The organism is Pseudomonas sp. GW821-FHT02H09 (assembly GCF_059421425.1).
The window spans coordinates 187,441-207,135 of sequence record NZ_JBWKVA010000002.1 but is presented as its reverse complement, the minus strand read 5'-3'; the positions used below and the strand labels follow the sequence as shown (position 1 = coordinate 207,135).

The 19,695-nt window shown below is 59.0% G+C and carries 19 protein-coding genes; 14 read left to right on the top strand and 5 right to left on the bottom strand.

Annotation, left to right across the window (positions count from 1 at the left end; genetic code table 11):
* Nucleotides 1-44 precede the first annotated feature (44 nt).
* The 7 genes from AC07VR_RS03420 (at nucleotide 45) to AC07VR_RS03390 (ending at nucleotide 9,048) form a co-directional block, all read left to right on the top strand.
* Nucleotides 45-1,046, top strand: a complete 1,002-nt coding sequence (locus AC07VR_RS03420; RefSeq protein ID WP_494990946.1) for a phosphate ABC transporter substrate-binding protein PstS — start codon at nucleotides 45-47, stop codon at nucleotides 1,044-1,046.
* A gap of 469 nt (nucleotides 1,047-1,515) precedes the next feature.
* Nucleotides 1,516-3,549, top strand: coding sequence for an ABC transporter permease subunit (locus tag AC07VR_RS03415; protein WP_495010567.1), 2,034 nt, complete (start codon nucleotides 1,516-1,518; stop codon nucleotides 3,547-3,549).
* Between the two features lie 15 nt (nucleotides 3,550-3,564).
* A complete protein-coding gene (pstA, locus tag AC07VR_RS03410) occupies nucleotides 3,565-5,235 on the top strand; it encodes a phosphate ABC transporter permease PstA (RefSeq protein WP_495010464.1) in 1,671 nt (556 codons plus the stop codon).
* A gap of 193 nt (nucleotides 5,236-5,428) precedes the next feature.
* Nucleotides 5,429-6,262, top strand: coding sequence for a phosphate ABC transporter ATP-binding protein PstB (pstB, locus tag AC07VR_RS03405; RefSeq protein ID WP_494990944.1), 834 nt, complete (start codon nucleotides 5,429-5,431; stop codon nucleotides 6,260-6,262).
* A 72-nt stretch (nucleotides 6,263-6,334) separates the two neighbouring features.
* Nucleotides 6,335-7,096, top strand: a complete 762-nt coding sequence (phoU, locus tag AC07VR_RS03400) for a phosphate signaling complex protein PhoU (RefSeq protein WP_494990943.1) — start codon at nucleotides 6,335-6,337, stop codon at nucleotides 7,094-7,096.
* 165 nt (nucleotides 7,097-7,261) lie between these two features.
* Complete coding sequence (locus AC07VR_RS03395) at nucleotides 7,262-8,194, top strand: response regulator (RefSeq protein ID WP_495010463.1); 933 nt, start codon at nucleotides 7,262-7,264, stop codon at nucleotides 8,192-8,194.
* Nucleotides 8,195-8,394: 200 nt separating this feature from the next.
* The gene (locus tag AC07VR_RS03390; RefSeq protein WP_495010462.1) at nucleotides 8,395-9,048 is read left to right on the top strand and encodes a M23 family metallopeptidase; all 654 of its coding nucleotides are present in this window, start codon (nucleotides 8,395-8,397) and stop codon (nucleotides 9,046-9,048) included.
* A 43-nt stretch (nucleotides 9,049-9,091) separates the two neighbouring features.
* Here the strand turns inward: AC07VR_RS03390 and AC07VR_RS03385 are convergent, their stop codons facing one another.
* From AC07VR_RS03385 to phoB, 3 genes are all read right to left on the bottom strand, one after another.
* Nucleotides 9,092-10,432: a hemolysin family protein gene (locus AC07VR_RS03385; RefSeq protein WP_495010461.1), complete on the bottom strand. Its 1,341-nt coding sequence runs from the start codon at nucleotides 10,430-10,432 to the stop codon at nucleotides 9,092-9,094.
* A 123-nt stretch (nucleotides 10,433-10,555) separates the two neighbouring features.
* Nucleotides 10,556-11,842 (bottom strand): phosphate regulon sensor histidine kinase PhoR, encoded by a 1,287-nt coding sequence (gene phoR, locus AC07VR_RS03380; protein ID WP_494990939.1) that lies wholly within the window; start codon nucleotides 11,840-11,842, stop codon nucleotides 10,556-10,558.
* 80 nt (nucleotides 11,843-11,922) lie between these two features.
* A complete protein-coding gene (gene phoB / locus AC07VR_RS03375; RefSeq protein WP_003176964.1) occupies nucleotides 11,923-12,612 on the bottom strand; it encodes a phosphate regulon transcriptional regulator PhoB in 690 nt (229 codons plus the stop codon).
* A gap of 151 nt (nucleotides 12,613-12,763) precedes the next feature.
* On the opposite strand from phoB, the gene AC07VR_RS03370 reads away from it, so the two are divergent.
* Nucleotides 12,764-13,147, top strand: a complete 384-nt coding sequence (locus tag AC07VR_RS03370; RefSeq protein WP_495010460.1) for a COG4315 family predicted lipoprotein — start codon at nucleotides 12,764-12,766, stop codon at nucleotides 13,145-13,147.
* Between the two features lie 427 nt (nucleotides 13,148-13,574).
* Nucleotides 13,575-13,952, top strand: coding sequence for a COG4315 family predicted lipoprotein (locus AC07VR_RS03365; RefSeq protein WP_495010459.1), 378 nt, complete (start codon nucleotides 13,575-13,577; stop codon nucleotides 13,950-13,952).
* Between the two features lie 91 nt (nucleotides 13,953-14,043).
* Here AC07VR_RS03365 and ubiA read toward each other — a convergent pair whose 3' ends face one another.
* Together ubiA and AC07VR_RS03355 are read right to left on the bottom strand one after the other, a co-directional pair.
* Nucleotides 14,044-14,934 carry a 4-hydroxybenzoate octaprenyltransferase gene (gene ubiA / locus AC07VR_RS03360; RefSeq protein WP_494990936.1) on the bottom strand — a complete coding sequence of 297 codons (891 nt, stop codon included), beginning with the start codon at nucleotides 14,932-14,934 and terminating at the stop codon, nucleotides 14,044-14,046.
* Nucleotides 14,934-15,497 carry a chorismate--pyruvate lyase family protein gene (locus AC07VR_RS03355; RefSeq protein WP_495010458.1) on the bottom strand — a complete coding sequence of 188 codons (564 nt, stop codon included), beginning with the start codon at nucleotides 15,495-15,497 and terminating at the stop codon, nucleotides 14,934-14,936. The genes ubiA and AC07VR_RS03355 overlap by 1 nt, the downstream gene beginning before the upstream one ends.
* 194 nt (nucleotides 15,498-15,691) lie before the next feature.
* Here AC07VR_RS03355 and AC07VR_RS03350 point away from each other — a divergent pair, with 194 nt between their 5' ends.
* The 5 genes from AC07VR_RS03350 (at nucleotide 15,692) to tssA (ending at nucleotide 19,677) form a co-directional block, all read left to right on the top strand.
* Nucleotides 15,692-15,862 (top strand): rubredoxin, encoded by a 171-nt coding sequence (locus AC07VR_RS03350; RefSeq protein ID WP_494990934.1) that lies wholly within the window; start codon nucleotides 15,692-15,694, stop codon nucleotides 15,860-15,862.
* Between the two features lie 35 nt (nucleotides 15,863-15,897).
* Complete coding sequence (locus tag AC07VR_RS03345) at nucleotides 15,898-17,046, top strand: NAD(P)/FAD-dependent oxidoreductase (protein WP_495010457.1); 1,149 nt, start codon at nucleotides 15,898-15,900, stop codon at nucleotides 17,044-17,046.
* Between the two features lie 188 nt (nucleotides 17,047-17,234).
* The gene (locus AC07VR_RS03340; RefSeq protein ID WP_154860881.1) at nucleotides 17,235-17,510 is read left to right on the top strand and encodes an HU family DNA-binding protein; all 276 of its coding nucleotides are present in this window, start codon (nucleotides 17,235-17,237) and stop codon (nucleotides 17,508-17,510) included.
* A gap of 41 nt (nucleotides 17,511-17,551) precedes the next feature.
* On the top strand, nucleotides 17,552-17,749 hold the full coding sequence (locus tag AC07VR_RS03335) for a hypothetical protein (protein WP_494990932.1): 198 nt from the start codon (nucleotides 17,552-17,554) through the stop codon (nucleotides 17,747-17,749).
* Between the two features lie 371 nt (nucleotides 17,750-18,120).
* Complete coding sequence (gene tssA, locus AC07VR_RS03330) at nucleotides 18,121-19,677, top strand: type VI secretion system protein TssA (RefSeq protein ID WP_495010456.1); 1,557 nt, start codon at nucleotides 18,121-18,123, stop codon at nucleotides 19,675-19,677.
* The last annotated feature ends 18 nt before the right edge of the window (nucleotides 19,678-19,695 follow it).

Below are 19,695 nucleotides of genomic sequence, written 5' to 3'. Positions count from 1 at the left end.
TACTTGGCCCCGATCCAATTCACCCTATCTGCTAGGAGTAAGGCATGAAACTGAAGCGTTTGATGGCGGCAATGACTTTTGTCGCTGCTGGCGTTGCGACTGCTAATGCGGTTGCCGCTGTTGACCCTGCTATCCCGAGCTACACCAAGACCACTGGTGTGTCGGGCAACCTGTCCAGCGTCGGTTCCGATACCTTGGCGAACCTGATGACCCTGTGGGCCGAGAACTACAAAAAAGAATACCCGAACGTAAACATCCAGATTCAGGCCGCTGGCTCCGCCACTGCGCCACCTGCGCTGACTGAAGGCACCTCGAACCTGGGCCCGATGAGCCGCAAGATGAAAGACACCGAACTGGCTGCCTTCGAGCAGAAGTACGGTTACAAGCCGACCGCAATCCCGGTCGCTGTGGATGCCCTGGCCGTATTCGTGCACAAGGACAACCCGATCAAGCACCTGACCATGGAACAAGTCGACGCAATCTTCTCCTCGACTCGTCTGTGCGGCGCCAAAACCGAAGTGAAAACCTGGGGTGACCTGGGCGTGACCGGCGACCTGGCCAACAAGCCAGTCCAGCTGTTCGGTCGTAACTCGGTATCTGGCACCTATGGCTACTTCAAAGAAGAAGCCCTGTGCAAAGGCGACTACAAGCCAAACGTCAACGAACAACCAGGTTCGGCTTCGGTCGTACAATCGATCAGCAGCTCGCTGAACGGTATCGGTTACTCGGGCATCGGCTACAAAACCGCTAGCGTGAAGACCGTGGCTCTGGCCAAAAAAGGCAGCACTGACTTCATCGAAGACAGCGAAGAAAACGCCCTGAACGGCAAATACCCGCTGTCGCGTTTCCTCTACGTTTACGTCAACAAAGCCCCGAACAAGCCTCTGGCCCCGCTGGAAGCCGAGTTCGTGAAGCTGGTTCTGTCCAAACAGGGCCAGGAAGTGGTTGTGAAAGACGGCTACATCCCTCTGCCAGCCAAGGTTGCTGCAAAAGCACTGGCTGACCTGGGCCTGCAAGAAGGCGGCGGTGAAGTCGTAAAAAAGTAACACCTTAGGTCCGGGGGCTTAACCCGGGCCTGTAGGAGCGATGCTGGCTCGCGCTGGCATCACCGCGGTGATCCAGTCAGATCGAGTCGACTGAATCGCGGGCAAGCCTCGCTCCTACGCCCCCAATTTTTCCGGTCCGCTGCCAGCTCTGCTATGCGGCGGATTTGTCGCGTCACTGCATTGTCATCTTTTTGTCATACAGGACCGCTAGGGTGTGCGCATGAATGATCTGGCCAATTCCACCATGACTACCAATCCCCCCAAGCGAATTGACTTCAATACGCCTGAGCTGCAACGCAAGCGCCGTATCCGCGCGCTCAAAGACCGCCTGACCCAATGGTATGTGCTGATAGGCGGTCTGGCCGTCCTCGGCGCAATCACCTTGATCTTCTTCTTCCTCGGTTACGTCGTAATGCCGCTGTTCCAGGGCGCTGACTTGACCGCCAAGGACGCCATCACCCCTGCCTGGATACAAGACGCCGGCAAGCCGTTGATGATCTCTCTTGAAGAGCAGAACCAGGTCGCTATGCGGGTTTCCGACAAAGGTCAGGCGTTGTTCTTCGACATCGACAGTGGTGCTGAATTGAGCCGCGTGAACCTGCCGATTCCGGCCGGCGTCAGCGTGACGTCCATTGGTGAAGACCAGCCGGGGCATCCGTTGGTGGTAGTTGGCTTGTCAAACGGCCAGGCCCTGGTGTTCCGCCACACTTACAAAGTCAGCTACCCGGATGGCAAGAAGACCATTTCGCCAGCCATCGAATACCCGTACGGTGAAACGCCGATCGCGCTGAACGAGCAGGGCGGCGCCCTTGAGCGCGTCAGCCTCAACGCCACCGAATCGGCGCTGGTGGTTGCCGGCTCTACCGGTCCGCAGCTGCATGTGCTGTCGCTGACCCGCGAAGAAAACATGATGACCGGTGAAGTCACCAGTAATCAGACCCGCATCGAACTGCCGCAAATGACCGAGACGGTCAAAGCGATCTACATCGATCCGCGCCAGCAATGGCTGTACGTGGTCAACGGTCGTGCCCAAGCCGACGTGTTCAGCCTGCGCGACAAGAGCCTCAACGGTCGCTACAAGCTGCTCGAAGACGGCAATGCCGAAGTGACTGCCAGTACCCAACTGGTGGGCGGTATCTCGTTGATCATCGGTGACTCCAAAGGCGGCCTGGCCCAGTGGTTCATGGCCCGCGACACGGATGGCGAGCTGCGTCTGAAGCAGATTCGGACCTTCCAGATGAGCACCACGCCGATCGTTGAAATCACCGCTGAAGAACGTCGCAAAGGTTTCATCGCCCTGGACGCCTCGGGCAAGCTCGGTGTGTTCCATAGCACCGCCCACCGCACCTTGCTGGTTGAACCAGTGGTCGACGGCGCCGGTATTTTCGGTCTGTCGCCACGAGCCAACCGCGTTATCGTCGAGGCGGGTGGCAAGCTGCAACCGCTGCTGCTCGACAACCCGCACCCGGAGGTTTCCTGGAGCGCGCTGTGGGGCAAGGTCTGGTACGAAAACTACGACGAGCCTAAGTATGTCTGGCAGTCGACCGCCGCCAACACTGACTTCGAACCCAAGCTGAGCCTCTCGCCGCTGACCTTCGGTACGCTGAAAGCTGCGTTCTACGCCATGCTGCTGGCCGCACCGCTGGCCGTCGCCGCCGCGATCTATACCGCGTATTTCATGGCTCCGGGCATGCGCCGCAAGGTCAAACCGGTGATCGAGCTGATGGAAGCGATGCCGACGGTGATCCTCGGTTTCTTCGCCGGTCTGTTCCTGGCACCGTATGTCGAAGGTCATTTGCCGGGCATCTTCAGCCTGCTGATGCTGCTGCCGATTGGCATCCTGGTGGCCGGGTTCGCCTGGAGCCGCCTGCCTGAGTCGCTGCGCCTGCGGGTTCCGGACGGCTGGGAAAGCGCAATCCTGATTCCGGTGATTCTGTTCGTAGGCTGGCTGTCGCTGTACATGAGCCCGTACATGGAAACCTGGTTCTTCGGCGGCGACATGCGCATGTGGATCTCCCACGACCTGGGCATTACCTACGACCAGCGCAACGCCCTGGTAGTCGGTCTGGCCATGGGTTTCGCCGTTATTCCGAACATCTACTCGATTGCCGAAGACGCTGTGTTCAGTGTGCCGCGTGGCCTGACGCTGGGTTCGCTGGCACTGGGTGCTACTCCATGGCAGACCATGACACGGGTGGTGATCCTCACCGCCAGTCCGGGCATCTTCTCGGCGTTGATGATCGGCATGGGCCGTGCGGTGGGTGAAACCATGATCGTGCTGATGGCCACCGGCAACACCCCGGTCATGGAATTGAACCTGTTCGAAGGGCTGCGTACCCTGGCCGCCAACGTCGCGGTGGAAATGCCCGAATCGGAAGTCGGCGGCAGCCACTACCGCGTGCTGTTCCTCTCGGCGCTGGTGCTGCTGTTGTTCACCTTCATCATGAACACCCTCGCCGAGCTGATCCGTCAGCGTCTGCGCAAGAAATACTCGTCGCTTTAAGAAAGGTAGAAGTCTGTGAAACAGAACTCCCTAAAAGGCTGGTTCAAGAGCGGCGCCCCCGGCGTCTGGATCAGCGGTGGTGCGGTGTCCATCGCGGTCATCATGACCCTCGGTCTGCTGGCAGTGATTGCAGTGCGCGGTCTGGGCCATTTCTGGCCGGCGGACCTGATGCACGCCAGTTACAACGTGCCGAACCAGGCCAATCACATCGTCATCGGCGAAGTGGTGCAGAAAGAAGAAGTGCCTCGTGAGCGCCTGAAAAGTGCTGGCCTGCCAGTACCTGATCAAGGCCCGGAGTTCATGACCCGCGAGCTGATCAAGGTCGGCAACCGTGACCTCAATGGCAACGACTTCACCTGGATCGTTGGCGAGTGGCTGACCAGCCAGAGCACGCCTGCTGAACTGATGACCATCGAGCGTCGTGAGTGGGGCAACTTCTACGGCTACCTGGTCAACGTCAAGCAGGACGGCAAGGTCATCGCTGAAGGCGAGGCCGCATGGCCGGAACTGCAAGCCCGTGTCGAGCGCGTCAACAAGCTCGCCGTGCAACTCAAAGCCCTCGAAAAGTCTGATATCGGTGCCATCAACGCCGGCCTCGAACGTTTGCGTCTGCATGCTCGCAAGCTGGAACTGGCCGGCAAGCTCGATGCCGCCGCTCAGGCGGATATGGACGGGGAGCGCGCCGAGCTGAACAACCGCTATCAGGCGGTCGAAGCGCAGCTCAGTGACCTGCACACGCAGTTCAATCGCGACAGCCTCACGGCCCGCGATGCCAACGGTAAAGAAGTGGAAATCGGCATCGGCAAAGTGGTTCACGCCTATCAGCCGAACGCCATGAGCACGCTGACCAAAGTCGGTTTCTACTTCAACAAGGCCTGGGAATTCCTCAGCGACGACCCGCGTGAAGCCAACACCGAAGGCGGGATCTTCCCGGCGATTTTCGGCACCGTGATGATGACCCTGATCATGGCCATGATCGTTACCCCGTTCGGCGTGCTGGCGGCGGTTTACCTGCGTGAATATGCACGTCAGGGCCCGATGACCCGACTGATCCGCATCGCCGTGAACAACCTGGCAGGTGTTCCGGCCATTGTGTACGGCGTGTTCGGTCTGGGCTTCTTTGTCTACGTATTGGGCGGCTCGGTCGACCGTTTGTTCTTCCCTGAAGCGCTACCGGCACCGACCTTCGGTACGCCGGGCCTGCTCTGGGCGTCCCTGACCCTGGCGTTGCTGGCGGTGCCGGTAGTCATCGTCGCCACGGAAGAAGGTCTGGCGCGGATCCCTCGCACAGTGCGTGAAGGTTCGTTGGCGCTCGGTGCGACCAAGGCGGAAACGCTGTGGAAGATCGTTCTGCCGATGGCCAGCCCTGCGATGATGACCGGCATGATCCTCGCCGTGGCCCGCGCCGCTGGTGAAGTGGCGCCGCTGATGCTGGTGGGCGTGGTGAAACTGGCCCCGTCGCTGCCGATGGATGGTAACTACCCGTACCTGCACCTGGACCAGAAGATCATGCACCTGGGCTTCCATATTTATGACGTCGGCTTCCAAAGCCCGAACGTCGAAGCCGCACGGCCGCTGGTGTACGCCACGGCGCTGCTGCTGGTGCTGGTGATCGCCTTGCTCAACCTGTCCGCGGTGGCGATTCGTAACCACCTGCGCGAAAAATACAAAGCTTTGGATAGTTAATCGCCGCCGACCCTGTAGGAGCGAAGCTTGCTCGCGATGGCATCACCGCGGTGAGCCGGTTAAAACTCACCGGCGGCATCGCGGGCAAGTCGGATCGCCGCACCGCTCGCTCCTACAGAACGGCATTACCGCTGGCCCGCCTCGTGAGGCCAGCGGCCAACTGAATCGAATTTGTTAGCGTAGGGAGCATCCCATGCAGCACGAAGCACATAGCCACGGCATCAACATGTCCGCCCTGGGGCGCGACAAGCAAAGCTTGAGTCTGGCGCAAGAAACCGTCGCCATCGAAGTGCCGAGCCTGAGCCTGTATTACGGCGACAAACAAGCACTGTTCGACGTCAGCATGAACATTCCCAAGCAGCGCGTGACCGCCTTCATCGGCCCGTCCGGCTGCGGCAAGTCGACCCTGCTGCGTACCTTCAACCGGATGAACGATCTGGTCGACGGCTGCCGCGTGGAAGGTGAAATCAATCTGTACGGCAACAACATCTACCGCAAGGGTGAAGACGTCGCCGAATTGCGTCGCCGGGTCGGGATGGTGTTCCAGAAGCCTAACCCGTTCCCGAAAACCATCTATGAGAACGTGGTTTACGGCCTGCGCATTCAAGGCATCAACAAAAAGCGTGTGCTCGACGAAGCGGTCGAATGGGCGCTTAAGGGCGCGGCGCTGTGGGAGGAGGTCAAGGACCGCCTGCACGAGTCGGCACTTGGCCTGTCCGGTGGTCAGCAGCAACGTCTGGTGATTGCCCGCACCATCGCCGTGGAGCCGGAAGTCCTGTTGCTCGACGAACCGTGCTCGGCTCTGGACCCTATCTCGACGCTGAAAGTGGAAGAGCTGATCTACGAGCTGAAATCCAAATTCACCATCGTTATCGTCACCCACAACATGCAACAGGCCGCCCGGGTTTCTGACTACACGGCGTTCATGTACATGGGCAAACTGGTGGAGTTCGGCGACACTGACACCCTGTTCACCAATCCGGCGAAGAAGCAGACTGAAGACTACATCACCGGTCGTTACGGCTAGGAAGCAGCAGTCGTTCACTGAACCAACGCTGCGGTCGACCGCACCTTACCGGACGCTCCAAGGACGCCAACCATGATTAGTAAAGACAGCCTCACGCATCACATCTCCCAGCAGTTCAATGCCGAACTCGAGGAGGTGCGCAGCCACCTCCTGGCGATGGGTGGTTTGGTGGAGAAACAGGTCAACGACGCCGTGACCGCGCTGATTGAAGCCGACTCGGGTCTGGCCCAGCAAGTGCGCGAGATCGATGACCAGATCAATCAAATGGAGCGCAACATCGACGAAGAATGCCTGCGCATTCTGGCTCGTCGCCAACCGGCGGCGTCCGACCTGCGTTTGATCATCAGCATCTCCAAATCGGTGATCGACCTGGAGCGCATCGGCGACGAAGCGACCAAGATCGCCCGTCGCGCCATCCAGTTGTGCGAAGAAGGCGAAGCGCCGCGCGGTTACGTCGAAGTCCGGCACATCGGTGACCAGGTGCGCAACATGGTCCGCGATGCACTGGACGCCTTCGCGCGCTTCGACGCCGATCTGGCGCTGTCGGTGGCACAGTACGACAAGGTCATCGACCGCGAATACAAGACCGCGCTGCGTGAGCTGGCGACCTTCATGATGGAAGACCCGCGCTCTATCTCGCGGGTCTTGAGCATCATCTGGGTCCTGCGTTCGCTGGAGCGGATCGGTGACCATGCGCGCAACATCTCGGAACTGGTGATCTACCTGGTGCGCGGCACCGACGTACGTCACCTGGGCCTCAAACGCATGAAAGAAGAAGTTGAAGGCACAAGCGCTGAAAGCGCTAATGTTCCGGGCAAACCTGACGATAAGTAAGATTGCCCAAGAAAAGCGCCCGGCCTTTTGGTCGGGCGTTTTTGTTTGTGGTTTTCGAATTCATAGCACCCGCGAACGAAAAAAGTACCGGCGTGGCTGAAGAGTTTTGGCAAATTGCCATCAGATGAGCGTTATGCTTGCCGGGATTTTTTAAAGGGGTGGTCGATGAGTAAGGTAAGTGTGTTGGTGGTGGATGATGCTTCGTTCATTCGTGATCTGATGAAGAAGTGCCTGCGCAACTACTTCCCCGGCATCAGGATTGAGGATGCTGTCAACGGCAGGAAAGCCCAGGCCTTACTCGCCCGTGAAGCGTTCGATCTGGTCCTGTGCGACTGGGAGATGCCGGAAATGTCCGGCCTCGAACTGCTGACCTGGTGCCGCGAACAGGACAACCTCAAAGCCATGCCGTTCGTCATGGTCACCAGCCGTGGCGACAAAGAGAACGTGGTTCAGGCGATCCAGGCCGGCGTTTCCGGCTACGTCAGCAAACCCTTCACCAACGAGCAGTTGCTGACCAAGGTCAAACAGGCCCTGAACAAGGTCGGTAAACTCGACACCTTGCTTTCCAGCGCCCCCACCAAAATGAACTCGGCGTTCGGCAACGACTCCCTCAGTGCGCTGACCGGCGGTAAGGCTGCAGTGGTTCCGGCGGCTGCTGCCCCGGTCAGCCCGTTCGCCAAACCTGCAGCCGAGGCGCCGGCTCGAGGTCTGCTCAACAGTCCACCGGTCAAGGCGCCAGCAGCTTCCGGCGCCTCGGCTGGCGGTCGTGGTCAAGGCCAATTGCGTCTGCCCAGCGGTACCCAACAGTGTGTGATCAAGGCGCTGAGCATCAAAGAAGCGCTGCTGGTAGTAAAACGCACCGACACCCTGCCGCAAATCCTCGACAGCGCCGTGCTCGACCTTGAGCAGGGCGACAACGCCGAAGTGGCGCGTCTGAACGGCTACCTGCACGCGGTCGTCGCCCACGAGCCGAAACCGGACAGCGACTGGCTGCAACTGACCTTCCGCTTTGTCGACCAGGACGCGCAGAAACTCGACTACATTTCCCGACTGATCGCTCGCGGTACGGCGCAGAAGCATTTTGTGCCGGGTGCATAAGCGTTTTTGGGTCTGATCGATCTCTATTCCGACGCTCAGACCGTCTATCGCGGGCAAGTCGGATTGCCCGCGATATGGCGGCCTTGAATTCAACACAATCCTCCCTGAATCAACGCACAGTTCTGAAACATCTGACGACTTCGCTGGTGCATCACAGCTGATAGGCTGCTTTGCACGCCTTAGTCGACAGATCCTTGCCCATGCTCGCGCGATTGTTGTTTTTCTGTGGTCTTTTCATGGCCACCACATCGGCTGTGGCCATGACGATCTACAAGTCCACCGACGCCAGCGGCGTGGTCTCGTTCAGCGACCGGCCAACGCTGGGCGACAAGCCGTTGGTCTATACCCCAAGGTTCCGCTATTCGCTGGGTGACCCTTCAGGGGCGGTGCAGGCCTATCGTTATCCACTGCCTTGGCGAGGCGGGCCGTTTCGGCTGACTCAGGGGGCCAACGGTCAATACAGTCACTTCGCAGTCAAGAGTCGCTATGCCATGGACATTGCCATGCCCGAAGGCACGCCCATCATCGCGGCCCGTGGCGGGATAGTGGTGAAGACTGAAAATACCCAGACCGGGCGTGGCACCGACCCTTCCGGCAACTTTGTCCGGGTGCTGCACGACGACGGCACCATGGGCGTCTATCTGCACCTCAAGCAAGGCTCGGTGAATGTTCGTGAGGGGCAGCGAGTGGCGGTGGGGAGCGCGTTGGCGTTGTCAGGCAACACCGGCAACAGCAGCGGGCCGCACCTGCATTTTGTGGTGCAGCGCAATACCGGCCTGGGGTTGGTGTCGATCCCGTTTCAGTTGAATCAACCGGTAGGGGCGCTGCCCAACTTTGCGTTGGGCAGGCAATGATTGTTTAAAAGCAGAAAATCGCAGGCGGTCGCCCGCCTTGTGCTTAATCGAGCATCAACACCTTGGCCAATATGATTTTCGGGCCTTTCATCTTTTTGATGATGATCCGCAAACCTTCGACTTCCAGTACTTCTTCCTCTTCCGGCACCCGTTTCAGGGTTTCGTAGACCAGCCCGGCGAGGGTTTCGGCTTCGATGTGGTCCAGGTCGATGCCCAGCAGGCGTTCGACCTTGAACAGCGGCGTATCGCCACGCACCAGCAGTTTGCCCGGCTGGTAGGCGAGGATGCCGCGTTCGGCCTTGCGGTGTTCGTCCTGGATGTCACCGACCAGCACTTCCAGCACGTCTTCCATGGTCAGATAGCCAATGATGTTGCGATCGGCTTCTTCCACCAGCACGAAGTGCGAGCCGCCCTTGCGGAACTGCTCCAGCAAGTGCGACAGCGGCATGTGTCGGGACACGCGCTCCAGCGGGCGGGTCAGTTCGGCGAGGTTGAACGACTCGGGAATGTGGTCCAGCGCGGCCAGTTCCAGCAGCAGATCCTTGATGTGCAGCAGACCGACGAACTCATTGCGCTCGGTGTCGTAGACCGGGTAGCGGCTGAACTTGTGGCGACGGAACTGCGCGAGGATTTCCTTGAGCGGAGCGTTGAACTCGATCGATACCAGGTCCTCACGGGAGTTGGCCCAGTCGACCACCTCCAGCTCGCCCATTTCCACGGCCGAGGCCAGTACTCGCATGCCTTGGTCGCTCGGATCCTGGCCACGGCTGGAGTGCAGGATCAGTTTCAGTTCCTCACGGGTGTAATGGTGGTCGTGATGCGGGCCGGGTTCGCCTTGGCCGGCGATCCGCAGGATGGTATTGGCGCTGGCGTTGAGCAGGTAAATGGCCGGGTACATCACCCAATAGAACAGGTACAGCGGCACCGCGGTCCACAGCGACAGCAACTCGGGCTTGCGAATCGCCCAGGATTTTGGGGCCAGCTCGCCGACCACAATGTGCAGGTAGGAAATGATGAAGAAGGCGGTAAAGAACGACACGCCTTTGACCACTTCAGCGGAATGTACGCCGACGGCGTCGAGTAGTGGTTCGAGAATGTGCGCGAACGCCGGCTCACCGACCCAACCCAGGCCCAGGGAAGCGAGGGTAATACCCAGCTGGCAGGCAGACAGGTAGGCGTCGAGCTGGCTGTGTACGGTGCGCAGGATCTGCCCGCGCCAGCCATTGGTGTGAGCGATGGACTCAACCCGGGTCGAGCGCAGTTTGACCATGGCGAACTCGGCCGCAACGAAGAAGCCGTTGAGCAAAACCAGGATCAGTGCAAAAAGGATCATGCCGAAATCGGCGAAGAGTGAGGCGAGGGTGAAACTAGGGGAAGGGTCCATGGTGGAGTTTTGCGGGTTCCGTATATTCGAAAAGAAAGAGGATTGCCGAGCCTGAAAGGCAGGCCCAAGTCAGCCAATGTAGCGGCTGACAGGGTGATTGCCTAGTGGTCAGTCATTGTGGAGCTAGTCGGTCAGGCTGCCGGCCCTGGATTTCGTGACTTGGGCGGGTACGAAATGGCAGGTGAAGGTGCTGCCATGGCCCAGCACGCTGCTGATCTCCAGCCGCGCGCGGTGGCGCAGCAACACGTGTTTGACGATGGCCAGCCCCAGCCCGGTGCCACCGGTATTGGAGTTGCGGCTGGAGTCGACGCGGTAGAAGCGTTCGGTCAGGCGCGGCAGGTGTTTGCTGTCGATGCCAATGCCGGAGTCCTGCACGCTGAGGTGCGCGCCTTGTTCGTCGCCCCACCAACGAATGCGGATGTTGCCTTCGGCCGGGGTGTATTTCACCGCGTTGAACACCAGATTGGAGAACGCACTGCGCAGCTCGGCTTCGCTGCCCTTGAGCAAAATCGAAGAATCGGCTTCCAGCGTGATGCGTTGATTGCGTTGCCCGGACAATGCCAGAGCATCGTTCTTGATCGATAGCAGCAGGTTGTCCACCGACACTGGCTGATTATCCGACGGGTAGTCGGTGGCTTCCAGCTTGGCCAGCAGCAACAAGTCATTGAGCAAGGTCTGCATGCGTCCACCTTGCTGCTGCATTTGCTGCAGGGCGCGGGTCCAGCGCGGGTTCACTTCTTCGATGTTGTCGAGCAAGGTTTCCAGGTAACCGCAAATCACCGTCAGCGGCGTACGCAGTTCATGGGACACGTTGGCGATGAAGTCTTTGCGCATCTGTTCGAGTTGATGAATGCGGGTGACATCGCGCACCAGCATCAAGTGCTCGTTGTTGCCGTAGCGGGTGATGTACAGCTGGATGCGCAGGCGATCATTGGTCGGCGAGGGGATTTCCAGCGGTTCGGCGTAGTTCTCCTGCTCGAAATATTCCTTGAAGCGCGGGTGGCGTACCAGGTTGGTCACCGGTTGGCCGCTGTCCTGCGGGGTTTTAAGCCCGAGCAGGGTTTCCGCGGCGCGGTTCCACCATTCCAGGTTGCCGTCGCTGTCGAGCATGATCACCGCGTCTTTCAGCGCGGCCGTGGATTCCTGAACCCGGTCGATCACCGCTTGCAGCCGCCCGCGCACCCGCTGGTCGCGGCGTTGCAGGTGATAGATGCTGTCGAACACTTCGCCCCACAGGCCATAGCCGTCGGGCGGGGCGTCGTCGGGTTTGTGCAGGCGCAGCCATTCGTGCAAACGCAACAGCTGCTTGAGCGTCCAGCCCAGATAGGCCCCCAGGCCAATGGCCAGGCTCCAGCCGTAATAACCGCTGATCAAACCGATCAGCAAACAGCCGGTGATCAGAAGCAGCATGTGGCGTATCAGGGTGCCATGCCAGTTTTGGTTCAATTAAACATGCGTCCTTGTCAGCTTGTCCGGCGGGTAAGTGCGGCTCAGCCTTTGGTGGAAAAGCGATAGCCGGTGCCACGTACGGTTTGTACCAGATTCTCATAGGCATCGCCGAGGGCTTTGCGCAGACGACGGATATGCACGTCAACAGTGCGCTCCTCGACATACACATTGCCGCCCCAGACCTGATCGAGCAGTTGCCCGCGGGTATAAGCACGCTCCTGGTGGGTCATGAAGAACTGCAGCAAGCGGTATTCGGTGGGGCCCATCTCGGCGGGTTTGCCGTCGATGGTCACGCGATGGCTGATCGGGTCGAGCAGCAGGCCACCGACTTCGATCGGCGCTTCGCCATCGGTCGGGCCGGCGCGGCGCAGTACGGCCTTCAGACGGGCGACCAGCTCACGAGGGGAAAAGGGTTTGGTGATGTAGTCGTCGGCGCCGACTTCCAGGCCCTGGATCTTGTTGTCCTCTTCGCCCTTGGCGGTGAGCATGATGATCGGGATATCCCCGGTCAGCTCATCGCGCTTGAGGCGCCGGGCCAACTCGATGCCTGAAGTGCCGGGGAGCATCCAGTCGAGCAGAATCAGGTCGGGCTTGCGGTCGACAATGATGGCATGAGCCTGCTGGGAGTTTTCCGCTTCCAGGCAGTCGTAGCCGGCCATTTCCAACGCAACGGCGATCATCTCGCGAATAGGCGCTTCGTCGTCAACAATCAGAATGCTCCTGCCAACCATGCTGAATCCTCTTGTCATTTAACTGTCTTGCGCCGCATTAGATAACGGAATTATTGCAGTCGTGTGACAGTATTTTAGTGCCAGAGCGATCGGCGTGTTCCTGAACTAAGCTCTAAGTCCCACACCTGACAACCACAAAAGGAAGGTTTCTATGTCTCACAGCACTGTTTCCTGGAAAGCCCTGTTGGTGATTGCTGCACTAGTCCTGCCGGGGCTGGCTTTTGCTGCCGATCCGGCGATGACAAAGGGCGGAGTACTCGTTGATCACAAGGGCATGACCTTGTACACCTTTGCCAAGGATGCTGGCGGCAAGTCCATGTGTAATGACAAGTGCGCCGCAAACTGGCCGCCGCTCGCGGCTTCAAGCAGCGACAAGGCCATGGGTGACTGGACGGTGATCAAACGCGATGACGGCAAGATGCAATGGGCCTACTACGGCAAGCCGCTGTACACCTTCGTCATGGACAAGAAGGCTGGTGACATGACTGGTGAAGGGAAAATGGACGGCGCCTGGCACGTTGCCAAACCTGAATAGTTCGGGTTAGTCCTGAGGTCGATCCCCTGCAAGCCCGCTCCTGCAGGAATAACACAGTTCTTGTGGGAGCGAGGCTGTTGCCCGCGAAGCGTCAGCCCAAACACCGCAAATTCTCTGGTCGAGCTCTTTCCATGTGGCGAGAGCTCCCGCCGGCCGGTCCGTGCTCGGGCGCAGTAGTCGCAAAATCTATAGATGCAGTGTGCTGACAAAATGCGATCGCAGGCTTCAGGGCCGCTGCGCTTCGTCGTCAACAATCAGAATGCTCCTGCCAACCATGCTGAATCCTCTTGTCATTTAACTGTCTTGCGCCGCACCAGATAACGGAATTATTGCAGTCGTGCAGCGGTATTTCAGTGCTACGGCGATTAGCGCAATCCTGAACTAAGCTCTAAGTCCGACTCCTGACAACCACAAAAGGAAGGTTTCTATGTCTCACTGCACTGTTTCCTGGAAAGCCCTGTTGGTGACTGCTGCACTAGTCCTGCCGGGGCTGGCACTTGCCGCAGAACCGGGGATGATGAAAAACGGCATGATGGTCGATCAAAAGGGCATGACCTTGTACACATTCGACAAGGACACAGGCGGCAAGTCGATGTGTAACGCTGATTGTGCCAAGAATTGGCCGCCGATGATGGCCCCGGCGGGTGCCAAGGCCGAAGGCAAGTGGACGATCATCAAGCGTGACGATGGCATGATGCAATGGGCTCATGACGGCAAGCCGATGTACACCTATAAAATGGACGCGAAACCGGGAGACGCAATGGGTGACGGCAAAGGTGGTGTCTGGCACATGACCCAGAAGTAGTTGATCTGCGCCACGTGCAAGCCTTGCTCTTACCCGTAGGAGCGAGGCTGCCCGCGAAGGCGTCAGCCCTGACGCCTGTCAGGACTCACATTCAACGTAACCCGTAATCCGCCACGATCCCGACAAATATTGCCAACCCCGCCCAATGGTTATGCAGGAAGGCCTGGAAACATTTCAGTCGGTCCTTGTCTCGGGTGTACCAGAATTCCCAGGCAAAACACGCCGCCGCCGCCGCAAGCCCGAGGTGGAACCAGCCGCCCAGCTCGAAGCGTGCGCCTGCCAGCAGCAAGCAACCCAGCGCGAGCCCTTGCAGGGTGAGGATGATCGCCCGATCCGCATCGCCAAACAGGATCGCCGTGGATTTCACGCCGATCTTCAGGTCGTCGTCACGGTCGGTCATGGCGTAATAAGTGTCGTAACCCACGGTCCACAGCAGGTTGGCGATATACAGCAGCCAGGCGGCGGCCGGCAGGTTGCCGGTTTCGGCGGTGAACGCCATCGGCATTCCCCAGGAAAACGCCGCGCCCAACACCACTTGCGGGTAATAGGTGTAGCGCTTCATGAAGGGGTAACTGGCCGCCAGCGCCAGCCCGCCGAATGACAACCAGATAGTCGTCGAATTGGTGCACAGCACCAGCAAAAAGCTCACGCTCATCAGCACCGCAAAGAACACCAGTGCTTCTTTGGAGCTGATCTTGCCGCTGACCAGCGGACGCTGCTCGGTGCGCTTCACATGGCCATCGACTTTACGGTCGGCCCAGTCATTGATGACGCAGCCGCCAGCGCGGGTCAGCACCACACCAAGAACGAAGATCACGATGTTGCTCAGCGATGGCGAGCCCTTGCCGGCAATCCACAGTGCCCAGAGGGTCGGCCACAGCAACAGGTAAATGCCTATCGGCTTGTCCATGCGGGTCAACTGAATGAAGTCCCAAGCGCGCGGGTTCAGGCGATTCAGCGATTTGAGCAGGCTCAGGTACATCAGCAGTTCTCCGGATGGGCGCTCGCGGCGAGCCAAAGGGTCGGGAGGAATATTTCCGCGACCAGCACGCTCAATGCACCCCGATCAAAACGTGAACGACGCCCCCAAAGCCCGGGAGCCCGAGACTCGACGGGCAGCCACTGGAGTGGGTAGTGGCAGACCTCGATGGCGCGCCGCTGGAACGCCTGATCGCAGAACAACAGCTCGCCCAGCGAACGGCTGCCCAGTTCATCCATATTCAGCCCGCCACCCTGCAAGGCACTGCGCGCCGCCACGCTGCGGGCAAAGACCCACGGCTGGCCATGACCGCGCAAATACACCTCGCGGATCCAGCCCTGACTCTCCGGGGGGAGGTTCAGCGCGGTGCATTCGTCGGCGCGCAGCGTTTGCCAGCCCTCGAACAGTGGCGTGACACTGAAGCCGTTATCCGACAGCCGGGTCAGGCGGCGGGTCAGCGAGCCTTCATCGAACAACCAGTCGAGGGTTTGCGCGTCGGGGAGGGGCGTCAGATGGCTTTGGGGCAGCCAGACAGGGGCAGGGGTGAGGGGCGTAGAGTGCGGCACAGTGAGTCATTATTGGCAGCAAATGAGGCGGCGAGCTTACCATGTTGATAAGCGATTGAGCCTGATCGGGTCCGGCCCGCGCGTCGAACGTGCTTGCATCTATTGATCCCGATCAGTACAAAACGCCCTGAGCCGCACGGCGAGGCATTAGACTGTGCGTGCCAGAAAAAGCCTGGAATCTGAGGAAACAAGTAATGAAGAAGTGGCAATGTGTGGTCTGCGGCCTGATCTACAACGAGGCTGACGGCTGGCCGGATGACGGTATTTTGCCTGGCACTCGCTGGGAAGATGTACCGCAAGACTGGCTGTGCCCGGACTGTGGCGTCGGCAAAATGGATTTCGAGATGATCGAAATCGCTGCTTGATCGCGGCTTTTTTATGAATTGAAGAGGAGAAAGGGATGAACGCACCTGTCGTGATCGTCGGCACCGGGCTGGCTGGCTACAACCTGGCCCGGGAGTTTCGCAAACTCGATGGCGAAACTCCGCTGCTGCTGATTACCGCAGATGATGGTCGCTCCTACTCCAAGCCGATGCTCTCCACCGGCTTTGGCAAAAACAAGGACGCCGACGGCCTGAGCATGGCCGAACCCGGTGCCATGGCCGAGCAACTCAAGGCCGAGATACGCACCCATACCCGCATCAGCGGCATTGATCCGGGCCACAAGCGCCTGTGGATCGGCGAAGAGGCGCTGGTCTATCGCGACCTGATCCTGGCCTGGGGCGCGGAAACCGTGCGGGTGCCCGTGGAAGGCGATGCCCCTGAGGCGATTTTCCCGATCAACGACCTCGAAGATTACGCACGCTTTCGCGCCGCGGCGGCCGGCAAGCGCCGGGTATTGCTGCTCGGCGCCGGCCTGATCGGCTGTGAGTTCGCCAACGACCTGATCCTCGGTGGCTACGAGGTGCAACTGGTGGCGCCGTGCGAACAAGTGATGCCGACTTTGCTGCATCCAGCCGCCGCTGCCGCGGTACAAGCCGGGCTGGAAAGCCTGGGGGCGCGTTTCCACCTTGGGCCGGTGCTCAACCGCTTGCAGCGCACGCTAGGCGGGCTTGAGGCTCACCTCAGCGACGGTGAGGTCATCCCCTGCGATGTCGTTGTTTCAGCCATTGGCCTGCGCCCGCGCATCGATCTGGCGGCGGCCGCTGGCCTGGCCGTCAATCGCGGCATCGTGGTCGACCGTCATCTCAAAACATCCCACGCCAATATCTACGCCCTGGGCGACTGCGCCGAAGTCGACGGGCTGAACCTGCTGTACGTCATGCCGCTGATGAGTTGCGCCCGTGCGCTGGCCCAGACCCTGGCCGGCAACCCGACCGTGGTCAGCTATGGCCCCATGCCGATTACCGTGAAAACACCGGTCTGCCCGTTGGTCGTCTCGCCGCCGCCGCGGGGCTCGGAAGGTGCCTGGACGGTTGAAGGTGAGGGCGTCAATATCAAGGCGCTGTGCCGTGACGCCAGCGGCAAACTGCTGGGCTATGCACTGACCGGCAGCGCCGTGATGGAAAAACTCGCTCTAAACCGGGAGCTTCCAGCGCTGCTGGCATAAATACCGGTCGTTCTGTCGGATTCAACACACTTTTGCCACTACAAAGGTCGCGCGCAGGCTGGCGCCGCCCTTGCCCGCATGCCATTCTCACTGCTGTCTGCCGCAGAGTAGAGCCTGCGGCGCCTTGGGCGCTGTTCCGGAAGAACAGCACGGACATAACAACAAAAAACCGTCAAAGAGGCTTCACTATGCGTAAACCAGATCTCGCAGCCGCCATTGCTGAAAAAGCTGATCTCACCAAAGAACAAGCCAGTCGCGTGCTCAACGCCGTTCTTGAAGAAATCACAGGCGCTCTGCACCGTAAAGACAGCGTCACCCTGGTGGGGTTCGGCACCTTCCTGCAACGCCACCGTGGCGCCCGCACCGGTAAAAACCCGCAAACCGGTGAGCCTGTGAAAATCAAGGCAAGCAACACCGTTGCCTTCAAACCAGGCAAATCGCTGAAAGACAGCGTCAATCCATAACGGATGCGTACTCCCAAAGTAGCGGGAGAGCGGTATTTAAGATGGGCACGCCAATCAGGTTGGGTGCCCATTTTTTGTGGGTGAAAGGTTTGCTGGATATTACGGGTATGGCGGTTGAGTGTGCAGGTATTGAAAATGCCTGCGCATCGTTATCTGATTTGGTTGGTTACGTATTCGACTATTGGCCGATCATATATGAAGTGCCTTTGTTTCAGGGTTTTTCTCATGGGGCTCCGTGAAATATCTTGTGCGCACAAAGTGTTTATTTCTAGGATAAATCCTACATACCTGAGTGTTTGTCCTCTTTACTCTGCGCAACTACTTACCTCGTGATCAATTCTACAAGAAGTTGCTGCGACATTGGATTGGTGGTGGGGTGGGGCGATACCTGAGTGGTTGGGTGTTAAAAGAGCTTGTTGCTTGATGCAGGGTGTTTTCTACAAGTAATAAGGTATTTCTGCTTGTTAAATGCGTTGCTCGTCAACTGTCATCGTTGTGAATGCGATATTTGTCTGCTGAAAGAGCAAAAGACTCAAATTGATCTTCGATATTGTCCCTTTCTCGGCAATTTCGAAATTTGTATTAATTATAATCCTGATGAAGGCCATGGATGTCCTACTCAAGCAAACTGTCCGCCCATTACCTTGAACTTGCCAAGTGCTCTGTTTCCAAAAAAAGCCTGGCGGGCGAGGACATTCGTTTTTCAAACGAATATGAGGCGTTGGAGAGTGAGCTGGGCAAAGCGCAATCCATGCATGGAAGCGGGCAAATTGACTGGCTGAAAATTCTCGAAAACAGCGAAGCTCTGTTACGAACTCAATCCAAGGATCTGCGGATCGCCGCATGGCTGACCTGGGCGTTGTATCAACGTGAGTCCTTTCAGGGCCTGTTAGCCGGCTTCGGTCTGCTGCACCACTTGTGCGACCAGCATTGGGAGCAGATTTACCCGATCAAGCTGCGTACCCGGGCTGCCGCCATCGGTTGGCTGGTACCGCGTCTTGAGCAAATACTGAGCGAAAACGTGCCAATTAAGGAGCAGCTTCCGCTATTTCGCCGCTTGGTCGAGTACCTGGAGGGGCTGGACGTTGCGCTGACGCAACACCTGGGCGATGGCGCACCGTTGTTGCTGCCGATTTGCCGACGACTGGCGACCATGGTCCAGCGCGCCGCCGATAATCAACCAGAACCCGGCGCGGTCGGTGCGGCGGTGGCCCAAGTCAAGCAGGCCGCGACCCAGCTGTTTACCCCCGGTTCTCCCATCGATAACGAAAAAGAAGCCCATAAAGCCCTGCGCGCGCAGCAGGAAAGTGCTCGTCCATTGTGTGCCTGGTGGTTGCGTCAGAAGGCCACCGACCTGCGTGCTCTGCGCCTCAGCCGCACGCTGCTTTGGCTGCCTATCGACAGCGTCCCCGAGCGCAATGCCGAGCAGATCACCGCCTTGCGCGGGTTGCCCGCGGACAAGTTGAAAACCTACCAGGAAGGCTACGCGCAAGGACAGTACGCCGACCTGCTAGTGGAGCTCGAAGCCAGTTTGGCCCGAGCGCCGTTCTGGTTCGACGGCCAGCGCATGGCTTGGGAGTGTTTGCAGGGATTGAACGCCGACTTCGCCATGCGTGAGGTGGAAATTCAACTCTCGCTGTTGCTGCAGCGGTTGCCGGGAGTTGTCGAGCTGCGTTTTCACGACGGCGCGCCCTTCGCCGACCCGGCTACCCGCAGCTGGATCAGCGCCAACGTCATGCCCCATCTGCAAACCACCAGTGCGCCGCGCAAGGTCGAAACCAACACCGGCCAACTCGCCTGGGAAGAGGCGCTGGAAGAGGTCATGCCGATTCTGCACAAGGACGGCCTCAAGGCCGCGGTACAGATTCTCAAGCAAGGACTGCAACGCGCCCATGGTGGCCGCGTAAGGTTTTTCTGGCAGTTCAGTTTGGCCCGGTTGTGTTTCATGGCCAAGAAATACGAGCTGGCCAAGACCCAACTGGAATCCCTAGATCAAGAATTACAGAACTCAGATGTGCAGGCCTGGGAACCTGATCTTGCGCTTGAAGTGCTGCACCTCCTGCATAGCTGTTGTGAGTTGTTACCGCAGAACCACGCAGTGCGAGAACGCAAGGAAGAGATTTATCGCAGGCTGTGCCACCTCGACCTTGAAGTGGTACTCGAATAGGCCCCCGGGCCACAACCG